Raw genomic sequence first — 22,754 nt, 5'->3', positions numbered from 1 at the left:
TTTTCCCGGAGGGGTTCATCGCAGCCAGGGTTTCGATTGCATTCAGCCGGGCGGTGTGGCTGCTGAGGCGGTCCTCTGCAGGATTTTCCTCGATGACCCGGGAAACTGACGTGGTGATGCGTTCGCCTGTGTCGACACTGCGCAGTCCCAACCTCTGTCCGGCGATGTCGGCTATTTCCCATTCCCGGCTGTCGTAGGTGATGTAGTCGCCGATGCGGTACATGCTCATGAGTAAACCTCCTTAGTGGTTGCACGGGAGGCTGCAAGGACCAGCAGCCCGGGGTGGAATGGTCCGGGCTCGCACGGAACCACCTGGCGGTGGAACATCATGTTGGACAGCAGGGCGAAGCCCAGTCCGAGGTGCAAGCGAGCGTCGATTCGGATGGCTGTGTCCTGCATTGTCTGCGGAGTGGAGAGGAACTCCTGCGTCTTCCGAGCTGTCTCTTTATCCGGTGTGTACTCGGCAAACCTGAACGCACACATCCACTCCAGGTTGGCTGCCCGCCAACCCTGGGGCCCGTGCATCAAGTGGTACTCCCACTTCTGGGTCTCACAGGCCTTGCGGGTCAGGTTTGCGACATGCAGGAATTCCTGCCGGACCGCAAATCGCTCGGGCCTAACGTCGACGATCCGCCTCCTGCCATCGGACGTCCGGATGGCGAAGTCCGGGTAATGGATGGTGCCGTCCGTGAAGACCAAGCCGAACGGCTGGGCTGCAATAGCCTCCACGGTTCCCTCATGGTCCAGTTCCATCAGACACGACAGTTCGGTCAGGGACTCAAAAATCACCATCTGACCGGTTCGGATGAACGGGTAAAGGCCGGAGTAGTGTCGCCGGTGCTGGTACAGGGCAGTGGACCGGCAGGGCGGGAACCCCTCAGGGCTTATTTCACGCCGCCGCACATCCAGCAGCCAACCGACACGCTCGCCGTCTGCATTGAAAGCCAGAAGCTCGGGAAAACCTGACGTGTTAATTACGCCTCTGAAGGGATGATTCTGCAGCCCACTCATCCAAGTTCCTTCTGTGTCCGCTTTAAGTACCGTTCCACATATGGGCCCTGTATCACTGCGCAGGTTTCTTTCGACCATCTGCCCCCTGCCGGCTTCAGGCTTACTGTCGTCTCTCAATCCGAATGGGTCCTCGATGCGGATCGCCCAAACTGGTTCCAGGTACGGTGATGGTCAGCACTCGAGAGGCCTGCCCAATCCCCATTCCTCAGTCAGGGCCTGCACGGCGGGTCTAAAGTAGTGGTGGCGCCGAGGAACCAGTCACGGACTTTGCAAAATGAAACTGTTCTGGATGACCAACTCGTCGGTATGGTGGCGTACCGTGCACTGCGGCGTGCCGCTTCTACCTCGCTTTTTTGCTTTTTCTGGCCCTGGCTTGTGTCACACGCGCTAGCATCGGCGCACAGAGCAGCGGGACACTTCTGTGAGGGTTGTCGGGGAGAGCCGCTATCGGCCTGCCGGCAGTCAATGCTCCTGACTTACGAAACGCAGTACGCCAACCAATCGAGGTAAGCTTCGGACGCGATGTCCCAAGTGTATTTGTCGCATACGAACCGGAGCGGTTGGGCGACGGCCCCGTACATGCCTGGGTCCAATTTGTCGCAGGCGCGATGTCAGCTGCAGCGGTGGTCAGCGCGCCTCGCACACAACCAGGAAAGGCTTCGGCCGGGCACCGACAAAGCACCAAACATCGAACACTCGACGATTTAGAGAGCTGACTCAGCTCCTTTGGCCGAGTTCATTCTCCACATCCTTGCACTAATATTATGCACCCTCGGGGGCCATTAATTATCACTTCTGGATGGGAAAAAATAAGTACGAGAACGCGGCCGAAAGCCGGAAGCGTAGCACCTTTGGCAATTATGCCAAATGCATGCGAGCAGGCCCCCGTGTGCCCGCCGGCGACACTTACAAGCCCACGAGAAGAAACAGTCTAATGTGCTACTGCAGGGTCCCCTATTTGCTGCAGGACTCGTCAATCACGGCGCACCAGTCGGCCGCCTGGGTCGTTTGCCGGTCAAACACCGGGCTGAACCGCCCCCAACGGAGACCGCACCTTCTTCAAGGTCCACGCGCCCGATTGGTCCGACCGGTGAAAACTTCAAGCTTTCCCACGCTCCAGGGCCGTCTTGCTACACCTCCGCCTTCAAGAGCCACTGCGGGCCGAAGCCAGAAGGAATGTCCGACGTTGCTTTCTGCCGATGCCTGCCCACCGATTAGCATTGTTGACGACTACATCCGGCCGATTGGCCGAACATGACAACTGAATCAATTGGGGGAAGCGTGGAACTGCAACCGGAGAAAGAAAACCTGGACCGAACGTTTTCACAAACGGTGTTTCACATCGATTTCTACCAGCGGAGCTACAAGTGGGGGCACCAGCCCGTCCAGCGACTGCTGGATGACGTGTTCTTCCCCTTCAATGAGACATGGAAACGTCATGGGAGCCTTGAGCCTTCCACAGCCAGCATCACCGAGCATTACCCGTGGTATTACCTGAACACCTACGTGACGAACACCGTGGAGGGCCAGGTCTTCGTGGTCGACGGTCAGCAGCGGCTCACGACGCTTACCCTCATTCTCCTCAAGCTTTATCGCCTTGCCGAGAAATTCGAGTCCAACCATCGTCAATGGATCGAAAGCAAGATCCTTGGCCATTCAGGCGACGGTCGCCGGTTCTGGATGAACCATGAAGCGCATCTTGGCGCCTTGGATTCCCTTTACAGCGGGGTTGCCGTCGACAAGATCGACGTCACTTCCGGGGTAACGGCAGCCAACATGGTCGCAAACTACCGACTGATCGATTCCTACCTCGAGGCCCAGCTCGCGGACAAGCGCCGTTTCGAGGCGTTTGCGATCTACTTCCTAAAGCGACTTGTCCTGGTCAATCTGGAAGTCGGTTCCACGGATGTCCCAATGGTCTTCGAAGTCATCAATGACCGCGGCGTGCGTCTCCGGCCTCACGAGATCCTCAAAGGCAAGCTCTTGGGCCAGATCGCCAAGTCCGAACTCGCACGCTTGGGCCTCAACGAACTCTGGGACTCTCGCATCGAGAAACTGGCCTCATATGGGGACGAGGTCCCCGACGACTTCTTCCGGACGTGGCTGAAAGGACGCTTTGCGCCCACCCGCAGCGCCGGACGGCGGTTCGACGGCGACTACCACCGAGAGATGTTCACGCATGAGATGAACCAAGTACTGAACCTCGAGCATGACCCGGTAGCTGTAAAAGCCTTCCTCCTCGCAGATTTCGCCTATTACTCCAACCTCTACATCAGGATTCAGGAACTCACCCGCACGGAATCATCGGGCTTCGAAAGCATCTACTACAACGGTGCCGTCATCAACAAGCTTGATTCTCAAGCTTCCCTGATCATCGCCGCCTGCTCCATCAACGACCCCGACGAAGACGCCAAAATTGCGGCTGTCGGAACCGGCATCGACAAATTGTCAACGCTGCTGCGCCTTCAAGGCGCATACGGTTCGAACGAGTTCCTCGATCGAGTCTTCCTCGTGGCAGCGGATCTTGACGACGCTGGCGTCGACCGCATTCCGTTGGTCTTCGAACGCCACCTGCAGGCAGAAATCGCCTTACGCCGGGGAATCGACAATCCCGGAGCCTTCAACCGCCAACTCTTCAACACCATGACGGTCGACCGGCTCGGCAGCCGCTTCACACGGTACTTCTTCGCACGGATCGAGAAGTTCCTTGCCGAGGGAATGCGAAAGGAACCGAAGCATCCCCTCGAGGACCTGGTCACCAAAACCGGACACAAGACCGGCTTCCACATCGAGCACATCCTCTCCTACAACGACGAGAACCGGTCCCTTTTCGACGGGGACGAGGAACGTTTCGAAGCCGAACGGAACAGGCTCGGCGGAATCCTCCTTTTGCGGGGCCGAGACAATATCTCAAGCAACAACGAACCCTACGCGGACAAGCTGCGCTCCTACGCCAATAGCCTGTATTGGAACGAAACGCTCCGCGAAGACACCTACAAGAGCAAGAAGGACTTCGCGGACTTCATCGCCTTGGAGCAGCTAAACCTACGACCACTCAACTCGTTCGGGCCAAAAGAACTAACGGAGCGGCACGAACTGCTGGGAGAAATCCTTCAACGTATCTGGCCGGTCGTAACCACAACGGCGTATGGCGTTTCCCCTTCCCAGCCGCTGGAGGAAGCGAACGACGACGCTTTAACCCCGGTCGCGGGATAGGAATGCTTCCTAAGGTGAGGGCCGACCTTTGCCAGAGCCGGCCCTCACCTTCCTTCACCCAGGTCCCAGCCGAGAGCCTTGCGCAAAACGCCTGTATCCGGGATAAGTCGGATAGGCTAGGTCGGCCCGAAATCAACCGAACGTCCAAGGACCCCCTGACACCATGCAGCACGATGAACCAGGACTCTTCGACCTCCCCGACCAGACGCCGGCACCAGTAACCTTCGAAGAACCACTCATCACGGAGCAGCAAGTCGCAACCATCCGTCAGGCCTTCGAGGACGCCGGCATTCTCTCCATGGATGAACGCCAGAAACTGATCCAGACCTGCACCGTCCGGCCCATCGCCAACATCCGCGAACTCTATGTGCGAAACGTCCGCCAAGTCCTCAGCCGTATCGAGGATTGGAAGAGCTACACGGGACCCAGCACCGGCTCGTCATGGGACAACCGCGAAGAAGTCACCTGGATCGACAAGCTCTGACCCAGTCCCAAGACCCAACATGTCGGCGGGCGCCCTTAGCCTGAGCACGAACTTCAATCTGGATTGATAATCTGAAATACCCGTGCCTTGGGTCGGGGAACGAATCTGTCATAGGGGGAGGTGGCGTGGAGCCAAATCGCTGGGTTGAAGTTAGCCCGTCTCAATTCGCCCATGAGACCGAAGGCCTGCTTTACCTCAAGGACAGGCTCCCTGATCAGAGCCCGTATCGGGTCTGGAGCAACTTCGAGTTCCGCGACAGTCGCGGCGGCTGGCATGAGGTGGACGCGCTGCTGCTGGGCCGTGGCGCCCTCCACCTTCTGGAGCTCAAGTACTACTCAGGCCGTCTGACAGGCAATGACACCCAGTGGCTCCGTGACGGCAAGCGCGCGGAATCTTCTCCCCTGTTGCTGGCGCGCCGCAAGGCCCAGTACCTCGCCTCGAAGCTCAAGGACGCGCTATACGACTGGGCGCGTGAAAAAGGCGTCACCATCGAGGACACCCGTAGCATCGTACCGTTCGTTAATCAGGCCGTCTTCCTCCACCATCCGTCGTTCACCAGCGAACTGCCCGCCTCCGCCGCTATCGGCCTCTACGGCCTCGACGAAAACGGGGCCAGCAGCCACCTACCCGGGATCAGCGACCTGATCAATGAGCAACCGCGCGCCAACGCAGCCATCGGCCAGAACCAGGAAGCCATCCTCGTCGACCTCATGGCCCGTATCGGTCTAGTCCAGCGCCGAGAGCGGGAGGCTGGTTCTTGGATCATCGAGGATGGTGCCCTAGACGAGGGCCCAGGCTGGCAGGACTGGCGCGGCTACCACAAGGTCGCCAAGCAGGAGCCGGTCCGGATCCGCTTCCAGACCACTCCCCCGGGCACCGCGCAGTCAGTAACCAACCGCAACTACAGGGTCGCCGAGCACGAGTTCCGGCTTATGAGCCGGCTCTCGCACGACGGGCTGCTCCGCCCCCGCGACCTCGTGGATTCCGAACTCGGCGTCGGCCTGGTCTATGACCACGCCGACGGCATGCAGCGTCTGGACCTGTGGCTGGCCGAACAGACCAACGGCCTGCCCTTGGACCAGCGCCTGTCCATGATCCGGCAACTGTCCGAAGCCCTGGACTACGCGCACCGCAACCGGGTGGTCCACCGCGGCCTGGGTCCGAAGGCCGTCTGGGTGAAGACGGTCCACGGGCAGCCCAAGGTCCTCATCGGCGACTGGCAGAGCGCTGGCTTGGCCTCGCAACAGGCCCTGACCGGTTTCGCCGGCGCCGGTGTCACGTCCCTGCTGGACACGCGCCCGGATCCCAGCTCGGCGGATGCTTGGCTGGCCGATGCGTTCGAGGCCCCCGAGGGCCGCTGGCAGCCGGAGTCTGCCGACCGCATCCGGGCGGATGTCTTCTCCCTCGGCGCGCTGGCCTACTACATCCTCACGGCCCAGCCCCCGGCGGCCTCCGCCGCTGCGTTGAAGGAGCGGTTGCGCAACCAGCGCGGCCTGGACCTGTCGCTGGACCTGCCGGAGGTCTCCGCAAGCGTCCGCAGCGCCGTCCTTGGTGCCACCCGGCCTGCGCCGGGCGAGCGGTTCGACGCCGTCGGGAAGTTCCTAGGTGAGTTGTTGTCCGCGGCAACCACCTCTCCGGCCGTAGCTGAAGACATCGACCCCCTCGATGCCTCTCCGGGCGACGTCCTAGCGGACGGCCGCTTCACGGTCGTGCGCCGACTGGGGCGCGGTTCGACGGCGGTTGGCCTGCTGGTCACGGACGCGAACGGCGGCGGGGCCCACCGGGTGCTCAAGGTTGCCGTGGATACCAAGGCTGCTCAGCGGCTGCACGACGAGGCCGCCGTGCTGCGCACGCTCTCCGGCGCGCGGTTGGTCAAGATCCTTGAGGGTCCGCTGGCCCTCGGCGATCGCAGTGCCCTGCTGCTGGAGAGCGCGGGTGAGGAAACACTCGGCGAGCTGCTGCGTGGACGCAAGCGGCTTTCCCTGGACCTACTCGAACGGCTTGGCGGGGAGCTTCTGGAAGCTTTGGTCCAGCTGGACAAGGCCGGCGTGGACCACAGGGACATCAAGCCGGGCAACATAGGCATCCGCACCGAACGCGGCGCCAAACACCTGATGCTCTTCGACTTCTCCCTCTCCCGGGCCGCCGCCTCGGACATCACCGCCGGGACACCGCCCTACCTGGATCCCTTCCTCGGCGGTGCCCGCAGCCGGTTCGATTCCGCGGCGGAACGCTACTCGGCCGCAGTGGTGCTCTTCGAGATGGCCGCCGGCCACACCCCGTTCTACGGAGACCCGCTGGCCGATCCCGCATCAGTCACCGACGACGTCACCATCGCCCCCCACGATTTCGACGGCGCCGTGGCCCCGCGACTAGTGTCCTTCTTCCGGACCGCGCTGGCCCGCGACGCGAAGCTCCGCCACGACACCGCCGCGGAAATGTTCGACCAGTGGCGCGCCGCCTTCCCCAGCGACGCCACCACGGCGCCCGAGAACGCGGACGAACTGGCCAACGCAGCCACGGTGGCCACACCACTCGAACAGTCCGGACTCTCGGCCCGGGCACTCTCCGCCATTGAACCCCTGGGAGTCTTCACCGTCGGGGACCTCATGGCGGTCGATCCGGTCCGCCTCAACGCCCTGCGAGGTGTTGCCCACGCAACCAAGCGGGAAGTAGCGACCCGCGCCGGCTCATGGCGCGCGAGGCTCACCACGAAGGGGACAACCGGCGCACCCGGTGGCGCTCGGCTCCCCTCCGTCTTGGCGCTGTCCGAACGCCTCGTTGACGCCGCCGGCACCAAGGCAGCCGTGCAGTCCCGCGCAGCCGCCGGGCTGATTCTCGGCACATACGGCGACGTCGATGCGTTCGCAACGCAGGCACAGCTCGGCGCCAACCTCCCCAACGCCGTCACGGCCGCCGCCGCCAACCAAGTCGTCGGCAGACTACAGACGTCCTGGGCTGAGGACACTCAAGCCCTTCAGTACCTGCGCCTTCTGACTGGTGTGGTTACCGGTCGGCTCAAGGCCCTCGGCGGAGCCGCCACCATCGATGAATTGTCCGCGGCGATTCTGGCCGAAACCACCGTCGAATCACATCGCACCGGCGAAAACCAACGCATCGCGCGGGGTCTGTTGCGCATCGTGGTGGACCGCCAGCGCGCCCTCAAGCGAGCCGACGCAGATGATGCTCCGTTGGAGTTGCGCCGCCGCGATGGCAACGCGGTGCTGGTCGCTGTTGAAACGTCGCTTTTGGACATCGCCGAGCGTCTGGGCCGTGAGGCGGACGCACTCCTGTCGCTGTCGACCGCGCAACCAGCGGTCGTGTCGGCCGAGCGTGTCCATCAGCGGTTGATAGCGCTCCTCGACGCCGCGGACATCGAAGACCCGCTCCTGCGCGATCGCTCCCGGCTAGCCGGGCTGGCTGCGGGACTCTCCCGCAATGCGGCCGCGTCAGGCAGTGGGGAGCTCCACGATCGGAACCTGTCCCAGGTCGATGCGCTGAAGCTGGCGCTTGGAAGCGTCGCAGGTCCGCAACGGCTCTCCGCCCGCGAGATCACAGACCGGGTCCGCGTTCGTTTCCCCGCGGTCGCACCCCTGCCCACTTCCGGACGCCTCGGCGAGCTACTCCGCGAAGCCGGGCTGGATCTGGTGCACGATCCCGAATCGGGCACCTACGGTGCCCCCACGGTGGTGGACCGGAGCAGCCAGGCCTCATCGCGTCTCGCCACAGGTTCCCACGTTGGCGGGGTGGTTCACGGCGGGCGGACACCGGAGGAGCGGCTCCGCGAGAGCGTCGCTCAGCGCTCGTTCCTGGCCTTGGGCGTCCGGGCCGACCGCTGCGAATCCCTGGCTTCCTGGCTGGGGGCCGCGTTTGGAGCGCGGATTGTCGATGTCACTGGCCTACTCATGGATGAGCTGCTGCGCCTCAGCCAGCAGGAGGGCTTCCCTTCATGGGAAGCCTTGGTGAAGGCGGATGCCCGTCCCGAGAATGACCGCTCCGCCCGCGGTGTAGCGGCCGCGGTGAACGTCGCGGTCCCAGTGGTCGAAGCCGCCATCGCCGAGGCGGCGGCAGAATTCCCGGGCGAGGATCCTCGGCCGGTGTTGATTGTGGAGGCATCCCCGCTGGCCCGCTACGGCCGGGCGGACCTCATCCGGCAGTGGAGCGACCTGGCCACACGTCGCGGCCAGGCGGTGTGGGTCCTCCTGCCTCAGGTAGGTGCCAACCAGGGCCCGTTGCTCGACGGTGTCTCTGTGCAGACCTCCCCCAACCAGTACTTCCGCGTCGAAACCGCGTGGATCGACGAACAGTCAGACCTCATCCCAGCAGCAATCCAAGGAGCCATCGCGTGACCATTGGCAACGACCTCACCACGAAGCTGCAGAAGCTGGTGCTCCGGGTAGAGGACGACCTCCGAGCCCGGCTCGAGGACAATGTGGAGCTCAAGGCTCGCTGGCAGTCTGAGCACAGTGACGCGCTGCGGGCCGAACGCACTTCCTTTGCGTGGGTGAGCTGGCGGGACGACCGCATCACCCAAGCCGCCGTCGGCTGGGTCCTCACCACAGTGTTCCTACGGTTCTGCGAAGACAACGGTCTGCTTTCCAAGGTCTGGATCTCCGGCCCGGGCGCCCGCCGCCAGGAGGCGTTCGACGCCGAAAACGCCTACTTCCGCGCGAACCCGGAAAACACTTGGCGCGAATGGATCCTCGAGGGAGTCACCCATCTGCGGTCCTTCCCCGCCACGGCCGAACTGGTCGACGAGCATGCCGCGCTGTGGCAGGTGTCCCCGTCCGGCGCCATGGCCAAGGAGGTCCTCGACTTCTGGCGCGCCACCGACGAGGCCGGCGTGCCGCTCCACGACTTCCAGGACGACGAACTCTCCACTCGCTTCCTCGGCGACCTATACCAGGACCTCTCCGAATACGCAAAGAAGACCTTCGCGCTTCTGCAGACCCCGGAATTCGTCGAGGAATTCATCCTCGACCAAACGCTCACCCCCGCGCTGGCCGAGCGCCCGCTGGAGGGGTTCAAGCTCATTGACCCGACCTGCGGCTCCGGGCACTTCCTGCTGGGCGGCTTCCATCGCTTGCTGGACGAGTGGAGCGCCAAGGCCCCGAACCTGGAAACTCGGGAGCGTGTGCAGATGGCCCTCGACGCGATCCACGGCGTGGACCTCAACCCATTCGCTGTGGCCATTGCCCGATTCCGGCTCACCATCGCCGCGCTGCAGACGACAGGCGAACGAGATCTGGAACGGGCCCCTGACTTCCGATTCCACCTCGCCGCCGGCGACTCTCTGCTACATGGGCAAGTCCAGCGTGAGTTCCAGTTCGAGGGATTCGACGCTGACGCGGAACTCTCCGGTTTTTATTACGTCACGGAGGACCTCGAACAGCTTAAGCGCATCTTAAAGCCGGGCCAGTACGATGTCGTGGTCGGCAACCCGCCCTACATCACGGTCAAGGACAAGACCCTGAACGCGGCATACCGTCGTCTCTATTCGACGTGCAAGGGCACATACGCACTCTCAGTGCCCTTCATGGAGCGCTTCTTCGGCCTCGCTAAGCACGGCAGCGAATCACAGGCGGCGGGGTGGACGGGGCAGATCACTTCGAACTCCTTCATGCAACGCGGATTCGGTTCAAAACTCATCGAAGAGTACCTCACACGCCAAGACTTGCGGCAGGTCATTGATACCTCCGGCGCCTATATCCCCGGGCACGGCACTCCGACCGTGATCCTGATAGGCAAGCACCAGCGGCCTGTCAGTCAAACCGTGCGCACAGTACTCGGTGTTCAAGGAGAGCCTGGGCGACCCGAAGATCCCGCCAATGGTCTGGTGTGGAGGTCAATCACGGATCATATCGATCTCCCCGGATACGAGGGCCCGTGGATTTCAGTTGCTGATCTGTCGCGGCAGCGATTGGCCACTCATCCGTGGAGTCTGACCGGCGGAGGGGCCTCAGAGCTTCGTATGGTCGTAGATGCGGCTCCTAAGCGCCTTCATACTTACATTTCTTCCGGCATCGGAAGAGCTGTCCGGATGGGCAGTGATGATGCTTTCATCCGTCCTCGCCTCAGGTGCCTACCGATTAGCGATCAGCCAATGATGAAAGCGTTTCTTGCAGGCGAGGCTGTCCGCGACTACCGCGCTGAAGGGCAAGAGTTCGTGCTGTATCCATATGTAGATGGCAAGGCTGTGCCAGGTAGTTTGCCGGAACTGCTGTGGCCTTATCGAACACTGCTAAAGGAACGCTCCACGTTTCAAGGGAACATGGAAGATGCAGGGCGCGAGTGGTGGGAGTATATGCAGCACACTGCCTCTGCATATGAAACGCCCTTGTCCATTTCGTTTGCCAACGTCGCAACACACAATCACTTCGCGATTAATCGTGGAGAGACTGTTTTCAGTTCTCATGCCCCAGTCATCAAGCTGCCCGAGGGAGCGTCCGAGGATGACCACTTGGCGCTGCTCGGCGTGCTCAACTCCTCCACCGCCTGCTTTTGGCTCAAGCAGAACAGCCACAACAAGGGCCGTCCGGGCGCAAATTCCGCGGGAGCCGACGAACCGTGGGAGCACCGATATGAGTTCACCGGAACGACGTTGCAGGATTTCCCGCTTCCCTCTGAGCTGCCTGTAGAATTCGGACGTCGTCTTGATCTCCTTGCCCAGAAAACGGCCGCTTCGTCTCCTGCTAGTGTCTGCCAGAGTGCTGTGCCAACAGCTTCAATTTTGGAACTGGCGCGTAAACAGTATGAATTCGCCCGGGGGCAAGCAATCTTCTGGCAGGAAGAGCTGGACTGGTTGTGCTACGAGTTGTACGGTCTTATTCCGTCCGCACCGCTGCATCGAGGTATAGAACCTGTTCTCATTGGTCCAGCGCAGCGTGCTTTCGCCATCGACTTGGCGCGGCAGTCCGGCACCGGACAATCGACGAGCTGGTTCGCACATTGGAACCACGGCTATACTCCTGCGACCGAGATCCCGGACGACTGGTCCGAAGAGTACCGCAATGTCGTCCAACGCCGCTTGGACGCTGTCGAATCCAACCCGAACATTAGATTGCTGGAGAAGCCCGAGTATAAGCGCCGGTGGGCAACCGAGCCGTGGGAAAAGCAGCTGGAACGCGCCCTCCGTGGGTGGCTGCTGGACAGGCTTGAGGACCGTTCCTTCTGGTTCGACGCGCAGGACCGCCCGGTGGCACGGAGCATCGCGCAGCTTGCCGACGTGGTTTCTCGCGACGCCGACCTGGTCAGCGTCCTAGCTCTGTGGGACGGTACCGTGGACGTCGACGTCACCAAGGCGCTTACCAAGTTGCTCACCGATGAGGCTGTTCCCTACCTCGCGGCCCAACGGCTCAAGGAACCCGGTCTGCGCAAACGCGAAGCGTGGGAAGAGACGTGGGAGCTCCAGCGCCAAGAAGATGCAGGCGTGGACGTGGGCAAGATCCCCGTGCCACCCAAATACACCGGCACAGATTTCCATAAGGCGTCTTGGTGGCAGGCGCGCGGCAAGCTCGATGTCCCCAAGGAGCGCTTCATCCTGTACCCGGAAGCGGGACGTTTGACTGACCCGACGCTGCTGCTTGGCTGGGCCGGGTGGGACTACGTGCAGCAGTTCCTGGTCCTGGCGACCCTCATGGATGAGCGGATCGCCGAGGGTGCCGATGATGCCCAACTGGTACCGCTGGTCACCGGCTTGGCCGAGGTGCTGCCGTGGGTCAAGCAGTGGCATGCCGACGTGGACCCGACCTTCGGTATGAGCATGGCGGACTTCTGTTCCGCCCAGCTGGAGGAACGGATGACCCAGCTCAACGTGTCCGCAACCGACCTCAAGGCCTGGCGCCCCGTCCCGGCCACCCGCGGCCGCCGTACCGTCAAGGAGAACGCATGACCATCCTGCTTCGCGATGTCTTCGACATCCCCGAACGCGCTGGCGTCGAGGACTACGTTCTCCGCCTTACCGACGCCGTCAGCGGCGACGGAGTCCGCCACGCCCTGGATGACTACGTGGTCACCCCGTCGCTGGTCGAGGCCTTCGACTCCGCGCTGGGGCTGGTATCAAACGCGCTCACAACCGGTATCAACCGCGGCGCGTTCCTTACCGGCTCCTTCGGCTCCGGTAAGTCACACTTCATGGCGGTCCTGCACGCGCTGCTCCGCCACGACCCCAAGGCCCGTTCCGTGGCGGAACTCCAAGAGACGGTTGCCCGGCACGACCCCGTGCTGTCCGGGAAAAAGATCCTGCCGTTGGCCTTCCACTTCCTCGACGGCAAATCCATGGAACAGGTCATCTTCGACGCCTACGTGCGTCACATCCAAACGGCACACCCCGAAGCTTCCCTGCCGGCGCTGTTCGCCTCCGATGCCTTGCTGGAGGACGCGGAGAACCTGCGCCGGCAGATTGGGGACGAGGCCTTTCTGAGGGGACTTGGCGGCGATTCGGGGGAAGACGACTTCGACGAATTCGCGGGGCTTCTCGGCTCCAGTGGTTGGAACCTGGAGCGTTACCAGGCGGCCCGCCATGCTCCCGCCCAAAGCATGGACCGGCAGTCGCTCGTCAGCGACTTGGTGAGCGCATACTACGGTTCCTACGTCCGGTCCGGCGAGTACGTGAACCTCGACACCGGCCTGGCGGCCCTGTCCGCCCACGCGAAGTCGCTCGGGTACGACGCCGTTGTGCTGTTCCTCGACGAGCTGGTCCTGTGGCTTGCCTTCGGCATGCACGAGCCCGAGTTCTTCCGCCGCGAATCGCAGAAGCTGACCAAACTGGTCGAAGGCTCCTATGGAAGCCTGGAGGCCCCGCTGGTCTCCTTCGTGGCCCGGCAGATGGACCTACGCAAGTGGTTCGCCGATGCCGGCGCCAACGGCGCGCAGCAGGAAGCGCTCGAATCCGCCTTCCGGCACCAGGAGGGACGCTTCGCTAAGATCGAACTCGGCGATGACAACCTCCCGTTCGTCGCCAGCAAGCGTCTTCTCAGCCCCCGGGACACCGGCGCACGGCAGTCCATCGATGACGCCTTCACCCGGCTGGACCGCAACCCCAAGGTATGGGACGTCCTGCTCGACGGCGCCAACGCCGACGACCAGCACCGAGGGTCGGACGAAAAGGCTTTCCGCCTCACCTACCCGTTCGCACCGGCCCTGGTCTCCACCCTGCGATCGCTGGCCAGCGTGATGCAGCGTGACCGCACGGCGCTGAAGGTCATGCAGCAGATGCTGGTCGACCGGCGGAACACCATGAGCATCGACGAGGTCATCCCGGTCGGCGACAGCTTCGACTACATCGTCAAGGGGCAGGCCGGCGCGGCCCTGGACGCCCAGGCCGCGGCGCTCTTCCGATCCGCGATCCAGCTGTACCAGGACAAGCTGCTGCCCAAGATCCTGGCCACCCATCACCTGGCCTCAAACGATCTGCAGGATCCGTCCCGCTGGACTCCGGCGTTCCGCGCAGACGACCGTCTCGCGAAGACCCTGCTGCTGTCCGCCGTCGCACCGAACGTCCCGGCCCTCAAGGCTCTGACTGCGGCCCGGCTTGCCTCGCTGAACCACGGCTCCATCGCCTCCCCGCTGCCCGGCGGCGAGGCCAACATCGTGCTGGCGAAGGTGAAGGCCTGGGCCCGCGAGGTGCCGGAAATCCATGTCGGATCCGAACCGCTCAACCCGATCATCCGGGTCCAGCTGTCCAACGTGGACTACGAATCGATCGTCAGCAAGGCCAAGGGTGAGGACAACCCCGGTCGCCAGCGCGAACTTATCCGCAAGCTGGTCGCCGACGGTCTGGGTCTGGAACTGGGCGAGGCCGATGCTTGGAACGTCTACCGGCAGCCTGTCATCTGGCGAGGCTCGAAGCGTGAAGTGGAGCTGGTCTTCGGCAATGTACGCGATGCCGGCTGGCTCACCGATGACCACTTCCGGGCAGGGGCCGGCGCATGGCGGTTCGTCATCGACCACCCGTTCGACGAGCAGCAGCACACCGCGACGGAGGACATCGAACGCATCGAGAACCTGCGCGCCCGCAACTTCACCTCCCGCACCGTCGTCTGGCTGCCGCGCTTCCTGTCCGCGGACTCCATGCGCGACCTGCGCCGGCTGGTGGTGCTCGACTGGCTGCTGGACGGCGCCGGCGAACGCTGGAACAGCCATGCCAACCACCTCAGCGAGGTGGACCGCCAGCAGGCCCGCGGTATCCTCGAATCCCAGCAGACCGCCCTCCGGGAGGGCCTGCTGCGCGTTATCCAGCAGGCCTACGGCGCCGCGACCCCCGCCCAGGGGACCCTGCTGGAAGATCCGGCGCATGTGGATGTCCTTTACTCGCTGGATCCCGAGTACCTGCCACAGCCTCCTGTCGGCGCCACCCTTGGTGCCGGCTTCAAGCAGCTGGTGAACCGGGCGTTCGAGTCCACTTACCCCGCCCACCCGCGCTTCGAGCCAGAGGACACCGAGGTCCGCATCGCTGACCTCAAGGCCGTCGCCGCTGCATTGGAAGCAGCGGCCGCCGATCCCGAGGGCCGGGCGCAGTATCCCGCGGATTCCCGTCCGGTCCGCCGGGTCGCCAATCCACTGGAGGTCGGGCTCGCCGGGGAAACCCATTTCCTCTTCGGCGACGGTCGGTTCGGGACTTGGGGAGCGGTCTTGGAGCAGGGGCTGTCCAAGGCCGGCATCGGCAATGACGACTCCGTCAAGGTGTCCCAGTTGCGGGAAATCATCGACGTCGTCGAGCCTGCCCACGGGCTGCGCCACGAGGTGTCCGACCTGATCATCATCGCCTGGGGCCTGCTGCGGCAGCGCGCGTGGTTCAACCACGGTGGAGCCCTGCCCGCCGCGCCTGCGCCGGGATCCCTCCAGCCGAGCATGGAGCTGCGTTCCCAGCCGATGCCCGCCGAACAGGAATGGGAAGCCGCTCGACTAACCGCAGGTAGTGTCTTCGGGATCGAATCGCCGAAGTACCGCACTCCGGCGTCCGTGGCCAACCTCGTGGATTCGATGCGCGCGCTGGCCCGGCGAAGCGTCGCCGAAACGGAGGCGTTAGTGCAGGCCCTGGAAAATGCGGCATCCCGCCTCGGCACCGATGGCGGGCCCCGGCTGGACCTCGCCCGCCATGTGACCGTGGCACTTAATAAGCTGCAACACCAGAGCGGCGTCACCCTGATCCAGTCCTTGGCGGAGTTGGACCTCCAAGCAACCGCCCCGGAAGCCTCGGCCTCGCTGGCCACGGCGAAGAACGTCGCAGCAGCGCTGAACAACTTCCCGTGGAACCGGATCAGTCCTGCGATTCAGGCTGCCACCGGCACTGACGAACGCGCCAACGGGGCCCAAAACATCCTGGACCGGCTCACCACGGCACTGCGTTCCCACGAACAGGCCCAATCCTGCGCCACGGCCCTCAGAAACGCGGTGGACGAGACCATCGATTGGTTGGCCGCGGCGCCTGCCCCACCTGTAACTCCTCCGGCAGGACCTGCAACACCACCGGTGGCCCCGCCCGTTGGACCCGTCACGCCGCCGGTTACCGGCCCGGGACCAATCCCCGTCCCTGGTCCCGAAGAGAAGGGGCCGGACGATGTCCAGCTGCCCCCGACGCCGACGACGCCGTCCACGCCCGGCGGTGAGTGGCGTAAAACCACTGGTTCGGACAACGCCGTCGCCGAGCTGCAGGACTTCATCCGAACTAACCCGGGCAAGCGCATCGAAGTCCAGTGGAGGATTGTCGAGTGAGCGGCCAGGCGACCCTCGCCAGCACGGTGAGCACCGCCGTCGTGCGCTCGCTCATCGCCGCCGCGCGCAAGCACAGCACGCAACGCGTGATCGGCGTGCGCGCCGATCCGGCTCCGGACGCCGAACGCCGGTTCACCGACGCCGGGGAACCGGTGCACGTACTGCCGTGCATCTCTTCGTTGGCGATCCGTGACGCGCTGCGCCACCGTGCCGATGGCGAGTGGCTCGTCATTCTCACCGACCGACCCGAAGATGACCTCGGGGCCGGAATTGTGGGGCATTTCGCGCACCAGCGTCTGCAGGCGCCTGGAGCGTGGGATGCACTGAAGGAGCGTTTCGGCGCCGACAGGATCGACCGCCCGCTGGCCACCCTCAAGCAACGGCTTCCCGTCGCGCAGGGCATGTTGCGCATTACGCCGGACGAGGGGTGGCCCGCGGCCCCCGGAGCCGTGCTGAGCATTGACCACGCTTTTGGTGCGGTCGCTGCGCGCCGGCTGGCCGTGCCCACCGGACCGGTGGACGCGCTGAGTGTCCTCGACTGGAGCACCCGATCCGACGCCACGGACCGGGTGGCCGACCTCCGCGAGTTCGGCGGCACTGAACTCACGGACGCTGTCCTGACGTGGCTGACAGGCCGTGCGGGGCAAGCCGGTCTGCCGTTGCTGCGGCTCCTGCAAGCCGGCCGGGCCGCCGAGATACTGCCTGTGGGGATCGCTGTGCATGTGCTCACCGGAACGCCCGTGCGCACCCCGCAGGACCGGCAGCTCACTGAACTAGCTCTGGCACGCCTCGAGTACCTGTGGACGGGTTCCGGGGAGTCGGTCACCCCGCCTATGCTCGCGGCCCTGGGGCAGACCGCGCGCAGCGTCGTCGAAGCACGCTTGGATGATCCTGCCCGTTGGCTGGAGGGCCACGCCGCCCTCCAGGCAGCAGACCGGCTGCTGACCAGGATTCAGGCCTCCAGCCTGGGTCGCGACTCGCTGCTGCTGCCCACCGGGCTCACCGCCGCGCTGCAGCAGTTGGCCGATGCCCTGCGTTTATTCCCCGCCTCCGGGACCGATGCCGTGGAGAAGGCGTGGGCAACCGTGGAGGCCCACCGCTTGGCCTACCCCCTGCGTGGGAATGCGCCGGATCCCCGGGTAGGCCCGTTCCATGCCGCCGTCCGGCTGGCCCGCTGGTTCGGCGAAGAGGATGCCCTGCCGAGCAGCCTTGCCGAGGCCGTGCGCCTGCATTCGCGGGATGATGCATGGGTGGACGTCGCCTACAACGACGCCGCCGAAGGGGTCACCGACCACCTTCTCGGGGAAGGCCTCGGCACCGTGCTGCGGCTGACAGATGAACGCCGCCGTGCCCACGATCGCGCCTTTGCGAAGCTACTGGCGGCATCCACGGCGGCCGACGAAGGACGGGCCAACGGCTTCCTCGACGGCACAGGCGACCGGGTCTGGCATCTGGAGCGTCTGCTGCCCTCCGTGGTGATGCCCCTGGCCCGCACGACCGGGACCCTGCTGCTGGTGCTGGATGGCATGAGCGCCGCCACTGCTGCGGAACTCGCCTCCATAATCCTTCACGGGAGCGAAGGCTGGACCGAGGCCATTCCCGAGTCTGCCCAACGCCGCGGTGCTGCCGTGGCAGTGCTGCCCACGCTCACCACCCTGAGCCGGGCCTCGCTTTTCAGCGGCGAGTTGGCCTCCGGCGGACAGAACGTCGAGGCCACCGGATTCATCGCAGTGGCCAAGTCCGGCGGGATCGAACGGCCCGTCCTGTTCCACAAGGCGCCGCTGGATTCCTCCCGTCCCGGGCTGGCGCTGCAGGACGACATTGCCGTGGCCATCGCCGACCCGCAGACCCGGTTGGTGGCGTGCGTCCTGAACACCATCGACGACGCCTTGGACAAGAGCGACCCCGCAGGAACCACGTGGACTCCCGAGACCATCCGGCACCTGCGGCCGCTGCTCTCTGCGGCCATGGCCGCACGGCGCACCATAGTGATGACCTCCGACCACGGCCACATCGTGGAGCGCCGCCGAGGGGGACTGCGCGCATTCGCCGAGATCACCAGCGCCCGCTCCCGGGCCGTGGACGGTCCGGTGGGTGAGGACGAGGTGCTCGTCCAGGGCCGCCGTGTTCTTGCCGAGGGCGGCCGCTCGGTGCTAGCGGTCGACGACACCGTGCGTTACGGTCCGGTCAAGTCCGGATACCACGGGGGCGCCTCCCCCGCGGAAGTAGTGGTGCCCGTCGTCGTGCTGGTTCCGGGCGATTCCGTGCCTTCCGGATGGAAGGAAGCACCGATGCAGGAGCCGCTGTGGTGGTCGGTGGCAGGGCTGGGCCGTACTCCGGTCCAGCCGGTCATCGGAAGCGGACTGACAGCGACAGGGAAGAGCAACACTTCGTCCCTGTTCGAAGAGATCGATGCAGCCGCACCGGAACTACCTGGAATCGGGGCCGCCGTCATTGCATCGGCAACCTACAAGGCGCAGAAGGCGATCGCCGGACGCTTGGCGGTCGGGGACGAGCAGGTCGGGGCACTGCTGGATGCGCTTGCCGCCGTTCCCGCGTCCCGGCTGACCAAGGAAGCTGGCGCCACCGTCCTCCAGATCCCGCCGATGCGGATTAACGGGGCCGTGGCCCAGCTCCAAAAGCTCCTCAATGTGGAGGGGTACGGCGTACTGCGGGTTGACGGTGCATTCCTGGTCCTAGACGCGCAGCTGCTCACCGAGCAGTTCGAGGTGAAACAGTATGGATGAGGTCTCCCCCCGGCGGCGCCGCGAGGTCATCGACGCGCTGCGCCGCGGCACCGTCCCGGCCAACGGGCTGGACCTGCTCGCCGTCGGGCTGGACCGGTTCCAGCAGGCCGTCGCGGAGGAGCTGGACGCCGTTGCCGGTGGCGGCGGCGTGGTGAAGGCGGTCCGTGGCGAGTACGGCACCGGAAAAACCTTCTACACGCGCCACCTCTCGGAGAAGGCACTGCAGCGGGGATTCGCCGCCGCCGAGGTGCAGATCTCGGAGACCGAGACGCCGCTGCACAAACTGGAGACCGTCTACCGCAGGATCACCGAATCGCTGCGGACCGCGTCCGTGGCGCCCAGCGCATTCCGGTCCGTGCTGGACGCGTGGTTGTTCACGCTCGAGGACGATGTGATCACGGCCAGTCCTTCGTTGGATTCGGGTTCTCCCGAGGCTTTGGCCGCTGCCACAGACGAGTTGCTGGACCGCCGGTTGGCGGAGGTCACTTCCAAAACCCCGGCGTTCGCCCAGGCTTTGCGCGGCTACCGCTCCGCGATAGCCGCAGGGGATGCAGCGACTGCGGACGGGCTCGCGGCCTGGCTCGGCGGGCAGCCGCACGTGGGGGCTGCTGCCAAGCGCGGGGCCGGGGTCCGCGGAGATCTGGACCACTTCGGGGCGTTGGGGTTCCTGCAGGGGTTGCTGCTTATCCTGCGTGATGCCGGGCACCCGGGCCTACTGGTGGTGCTCGACGAGGTGGAGACGCTGCAGCGGATGCGCTCCGACGTGCGTGACAAGGCACTTAACGCGTTGCGCCAACTCATGGACGAGGTGGATTCCGGGCGGTTCCCGGGGCTGTATCTGGTACTGACGGGCACGCCGGCGTTCTTTGATGGTCCGTCTGGGGTCCCGCGGTTGGCTCCGCTGGCCCAGCGGCTGTCCACCGATTTCGGCACGGATGCACGCTTCGACAACCCCCGAGCAGTGCAGATTCGGCTGACGGGCTTCGACCGCGGATCCCTTGAAACGCTGGGGTCCAAGGTCCGAGACCTGTACGCCGATGGGGCCTCGGGAGGCGAGCGTGTCCGCCGGCTGGTGAACGATGCGTACATCACGGATCTGGCCACCGCCGTGACCGGCGGACTGGGCGGGAAGGTCGGCATCGCCCCACGGATCTTCCTGAAGAAACTGGTCGGCGACGTGCTGGACCGGGTGGACCAGTTCGAGGACTTCGATCCCCGGGTCCACTACGCGTTGATGCTTTCCCGGGAGGAGTTGAGCCCGGAGGAGCGCAACGCCGCCGGTGTCAGGGCCGGGGTCGCTGCGGTCGGCTTCGCGGCGACCGCCGACGACGTCGAACTTGACCTGTGAGTCAGACAGCGACGGGGTTCGATGCCCTGAACCCGGTGGTCCAGCACCACATCGCCAACACACTTGGCTGGGGTGGCCTGCGGCCGCTGCAGTCCGAAGCCATCTCGCCGGTCCTGCAAGGCGATGATGCGCTGCTGCTGGCACCCACCGCGGGCGGCAAGACCGAGGCAGCCATGTTCCCGCTGCTGACCCGCATGGGGGACGAGGCCTGGACCGGGACGTCGGTGCTCTACGTCTGTCCGCTGCGGGCATTGCTGAACAACCTGGAGCCGCGGGTGGCGTCCTATGCCGGGTGGCTGGGTCGGACCGCCTCCGTGCGCCACGGGGACACCACGGCCGGGGCCCGCAAACGGCAGATTTTCGAACGTCCGGACATCCTGCTGACAACGCCGGAGTCGCTCGAATCAATGCTCGTTTCCACCCTGGCCAACCCACGCGCCCTGTTTGCGGACGTCCGTACGATCGTGGTGGACGAGGTCCATGCATTCGCCGGAGACGACCGGGGCTGGCACCTGCTGGGGGTCCTGGAACGGATCTCCCGGCTGGCGGGCCGGCCCTTGCAGCGCATCGGTCTCTCGGCAACGGTCGGGAACGCGCCCGAACTGCTGGAGTGGCTGCAGGGAAGCAACCGAGCTCGCGGTGTCCAGACAACTGTGGTGTCGCCGGACGGTGTGGCTGCAGCCGTCCCGGAACTGCAGCTCGACTTCGTGGGCAGCGACCTCAACGCCGCGAAAGTGATCTCCGCCCTGCACCGGGGCGAGAAACGCCTGGTGTTCGCCGACTCGCGGCGGACAGTCGAAAAGGTTTCCCTGAGACTGCGTGAACTGGGGACCAATACGTTCGTGTCGCACTCCTCGCTCTCCGTCGACGCGCGGCGCCAGGCCGAAGCGGCGTTTGCAGAGGCGAGGGACTGCGTCATCGTGTCCACGTCAACCCTAGAACTCGGCATCGACGTGGGCGACCTCGACCGGACGGTGCAGATCGGAGCTCCACGGACGGTGGCCTCCTTGCTGCAACGGCTGGGCCGGACCGGACGGCGGCCGGGGACCTCGCGAAACATGCTGTTCCTCTCCACGGACGATGCGCAGTTCCTGCGAGCCTGCGGACTCTTGCTGTTGTGGTCCGAGGGGTACGTCGAGCCGGTGGTTCCGCCGCCGTCGCCATTGCACGTGGCTGCGCAGCAGCTGCTCGGCCTGACGTTGCAGGAGCGGCGGATTGGGGCGGCCACCTGGCAGGAATGGTTCTCCGGACTCGAGCTGGCCCCGGCGGACGAATGGCAGGAGATCGCCGACTGGCTGGTGGAAACGGGCCACCTCGACTCGGACCAGGGCATGCTGTTCATGGGCCCCGAGGCCGAACGCAAGTACGGCGGGATCCACTACCGGGACCTCATGGCCGTGTTCACCGCGGACCCACAGGTGGTGATTCTCCACGGGCGCGAGGACATCGGCTCGGTGGATCCGATGCTGCTCCAGCGGAAGGTTGAGGGGCCCCGTCTCCTGACCCTGGGCGGCAGAGCCTGGCAGGTGAACTACATCGATTGGAAACGGCACCGCGCCTACGTGGAGCCTTCCCCTAAGGCAGCCGATTCCAAGTGGTCGAGCATGCCACAGCCCGAATCCTTCGCGCTAAGCGACGCGACCCGCAGGGTGCTGCTGGGGGCCGAGATGTCCGAAGTCGTGCTATCCAAGCGGGCCCTGGCAAAGCTTGAGGAGTTGCGTGAGGAGTATGCGCACCGCGTAGCGGACGATGCGACAGTGCTGGTCCGAGAGGAGACCGGCCGGCTGCGGTTGTGGACCTGGGCTGGAGCCCGGGCCAATGCCGTGCTGGTTTCAGCCCTGCTGGAAGTGGCTCCCGAACTACTCGACGAAACCCGCGCCTACAACAACTGGCAACTCGGGCTCCGGGGCGACGTCACAGCGGGAACACTGGGAAGCGCCCTTCGAGACGTTCGCGACGCACTGCACACCGAGCCAACCCGCTTCCTGCCCGAGATCGATGCCCGCGCGCTGAAGGCTTTGAAGTTTTCCGAGCTCCTGCCCATGGATTTGGCTATCGGCACCATGACGCAACGAACCGGCGAGCCGGGGACCGCTGCAGAAATTTCAGCACGATCGATCGCGTCGTTTCAATAACAGCTCTAACGCATCCGCGGCTCCGAGTCGCGGCCAGCGATGTCGATAGATTCCCAGTGGCCCGAATGCTTCTTGGCTGCGTGTCCGGCGTTCAGCTA

At 64.6% G+C, this 22,754-nt stretch carries 10 protein-coding genes; 9 read left to right on the top strand and 1 reads right to left on the bottom strand.

The features are described from left to right. Window positions 1-225 precede the first annotated feature (225 nt). Entirely contained in the window at window positions 226-849 is a 624-nt protein-coding gene (locus tag AC5RWT_RS03585; protein WP_494079218.1) for a hypothetical protein, read from the bottom strand. On the opposite strand from AC5RWT_RS03585, the gene AC5RWT_RS03580 reads away from it, so the two are divergent. From AC5RWT_RS03580 to AC5RWT_RS03540, 9 genes are all read left to right on the top strand, one after another. After that, entirely contained in the window at window positions 739-966 is a 228-nt protein-coding gene (locus tag AC5RWT_RS03580; protein ID WP_494079220.1) for a hypothetical protein, read from the top strand. The two genes, AC5RWT_RS03585 and AC5RWT_RS03580, sit on opposite strands and share 111 nt — an antisense overlap. A gap of 1,326 nt (window positions 967-2,292) precedes the next feature. Further along, on the top strand, window positions 2,293-4,227 hold the full coding sequence (locus AC5RWT_RS03575) for a DUF262 domain-containing protein (protein ID WP_494079166.1): 1,935 nt from the start codon (window positions 2,293-2,295) through the stop codon (window positions 4,225-4,227). A 163-nt stretch (window positions 4,228-4,390) separates the two neighbouring features. Beyond that, window positions 4,391-4,711 carry a hypothetical protein gene (locus AC5RWT_RS03570; protein WP_494079165.1) on the top strand — a complete coding sequence of 107 codons (321 nt, stop codon included), beginning with the start codon at window positions 4,391-4,393 and terminating at the stop codon, window positions 4,709-4,711. 125 nt (window positions 4,712-4,836) lie between these two features. After that, window positions 4,837-9,060 (top strand): BREX system serine/threonine kinase PglW, encoded by a 4,224-nt coding sequence (gene pglW, locus AC5RWT_RS03565; protein ID WP_494079164.1) that lies wholly within the window; start codon window positions 4,837-4,839, stop codon window positions 9,058-9,060. Then, window positions 9,057-12,602, top strand: a complete 3,546-nt coding sequence (gene pglX, locus AC5RWT_RS03560; protein WP_494079163.1) for a BREX-2 system adenine-specific DNA-methyltransferase PglX — start codon at window positions 9,057-9,059, stop codon at window positions 12,600-12,602. Before pglW ends, pglX begins: the two co-directional genes overlap by 4 nt. Beyond that, a complete protein-coding gene (locus tag AC5RWT_RS03555) occupies window positions 12,599-16,426 on the top strand; it encodes a DUF6079 family protein (RefSeq protein ID WP_494079162.1) in 3,828 nt (1,275 codons plus the stop codon). The genes pglX and AC5RWT_RS03555 overlap by 4 nt, the downstream gene beginning before the upstream one ends. Beyond that, the gene (gene pglZ / locus AC5RWT_RS03550; RefSeq protein WP_494079161.1) at window positions 16,423-19,173 is read left to right on the top strand and encodes a BREX-2 system phosphatase PglZ; all 2,751 of its coding nucleotides are present in this window, start codon (window positions 16,423-16,425) and stop codon (window positions 19,171-19,173) included. Before AC5RWT_RS03555 ends, pglZ begins: the two co-directional genes overlap by 4 nt. Continuing rightward, entirely contained in the window at window positions 19,166-20,521 is a 1,356-nt protein-coding gene (gene brxD, locus AC5RWT_RS03545) for a BREX system ATP-binding protein BrxD (protein ID WP_494079160.1), read from the top strand. The genes pglZ and brxD overlap by 8 nt, the downstream gene beginning before the upstream one ends. Further along, window positions 20,518-22,656 carry a DEAD/DEAH box helicase gene (locus AC5RWT_RS03540; RefSeq protein ID WP_494079159.1) on the top strand — a complete coding sequence of 713 codons (2,139 nt, stop codon included), beginning with the start codon at window positions 20,518-20,520 and terminating at the stop codon, window positions 22,654-22,656. The genes brxD and AC5RWT_RS03540 overlap by 4 nt, the downstream gene beginning before the upstream one ends. Window positions 22,657-22,754 lie beyond the last annotated feature (98 nt).

This window comes from Arthrobacter sp. Dra40 (genome assembly GCF_059091905.1).
Note: the sequence above shows the minus strand (reverse complement) of the source record. Positions and strands in the feature narration are given on the sequence as shown.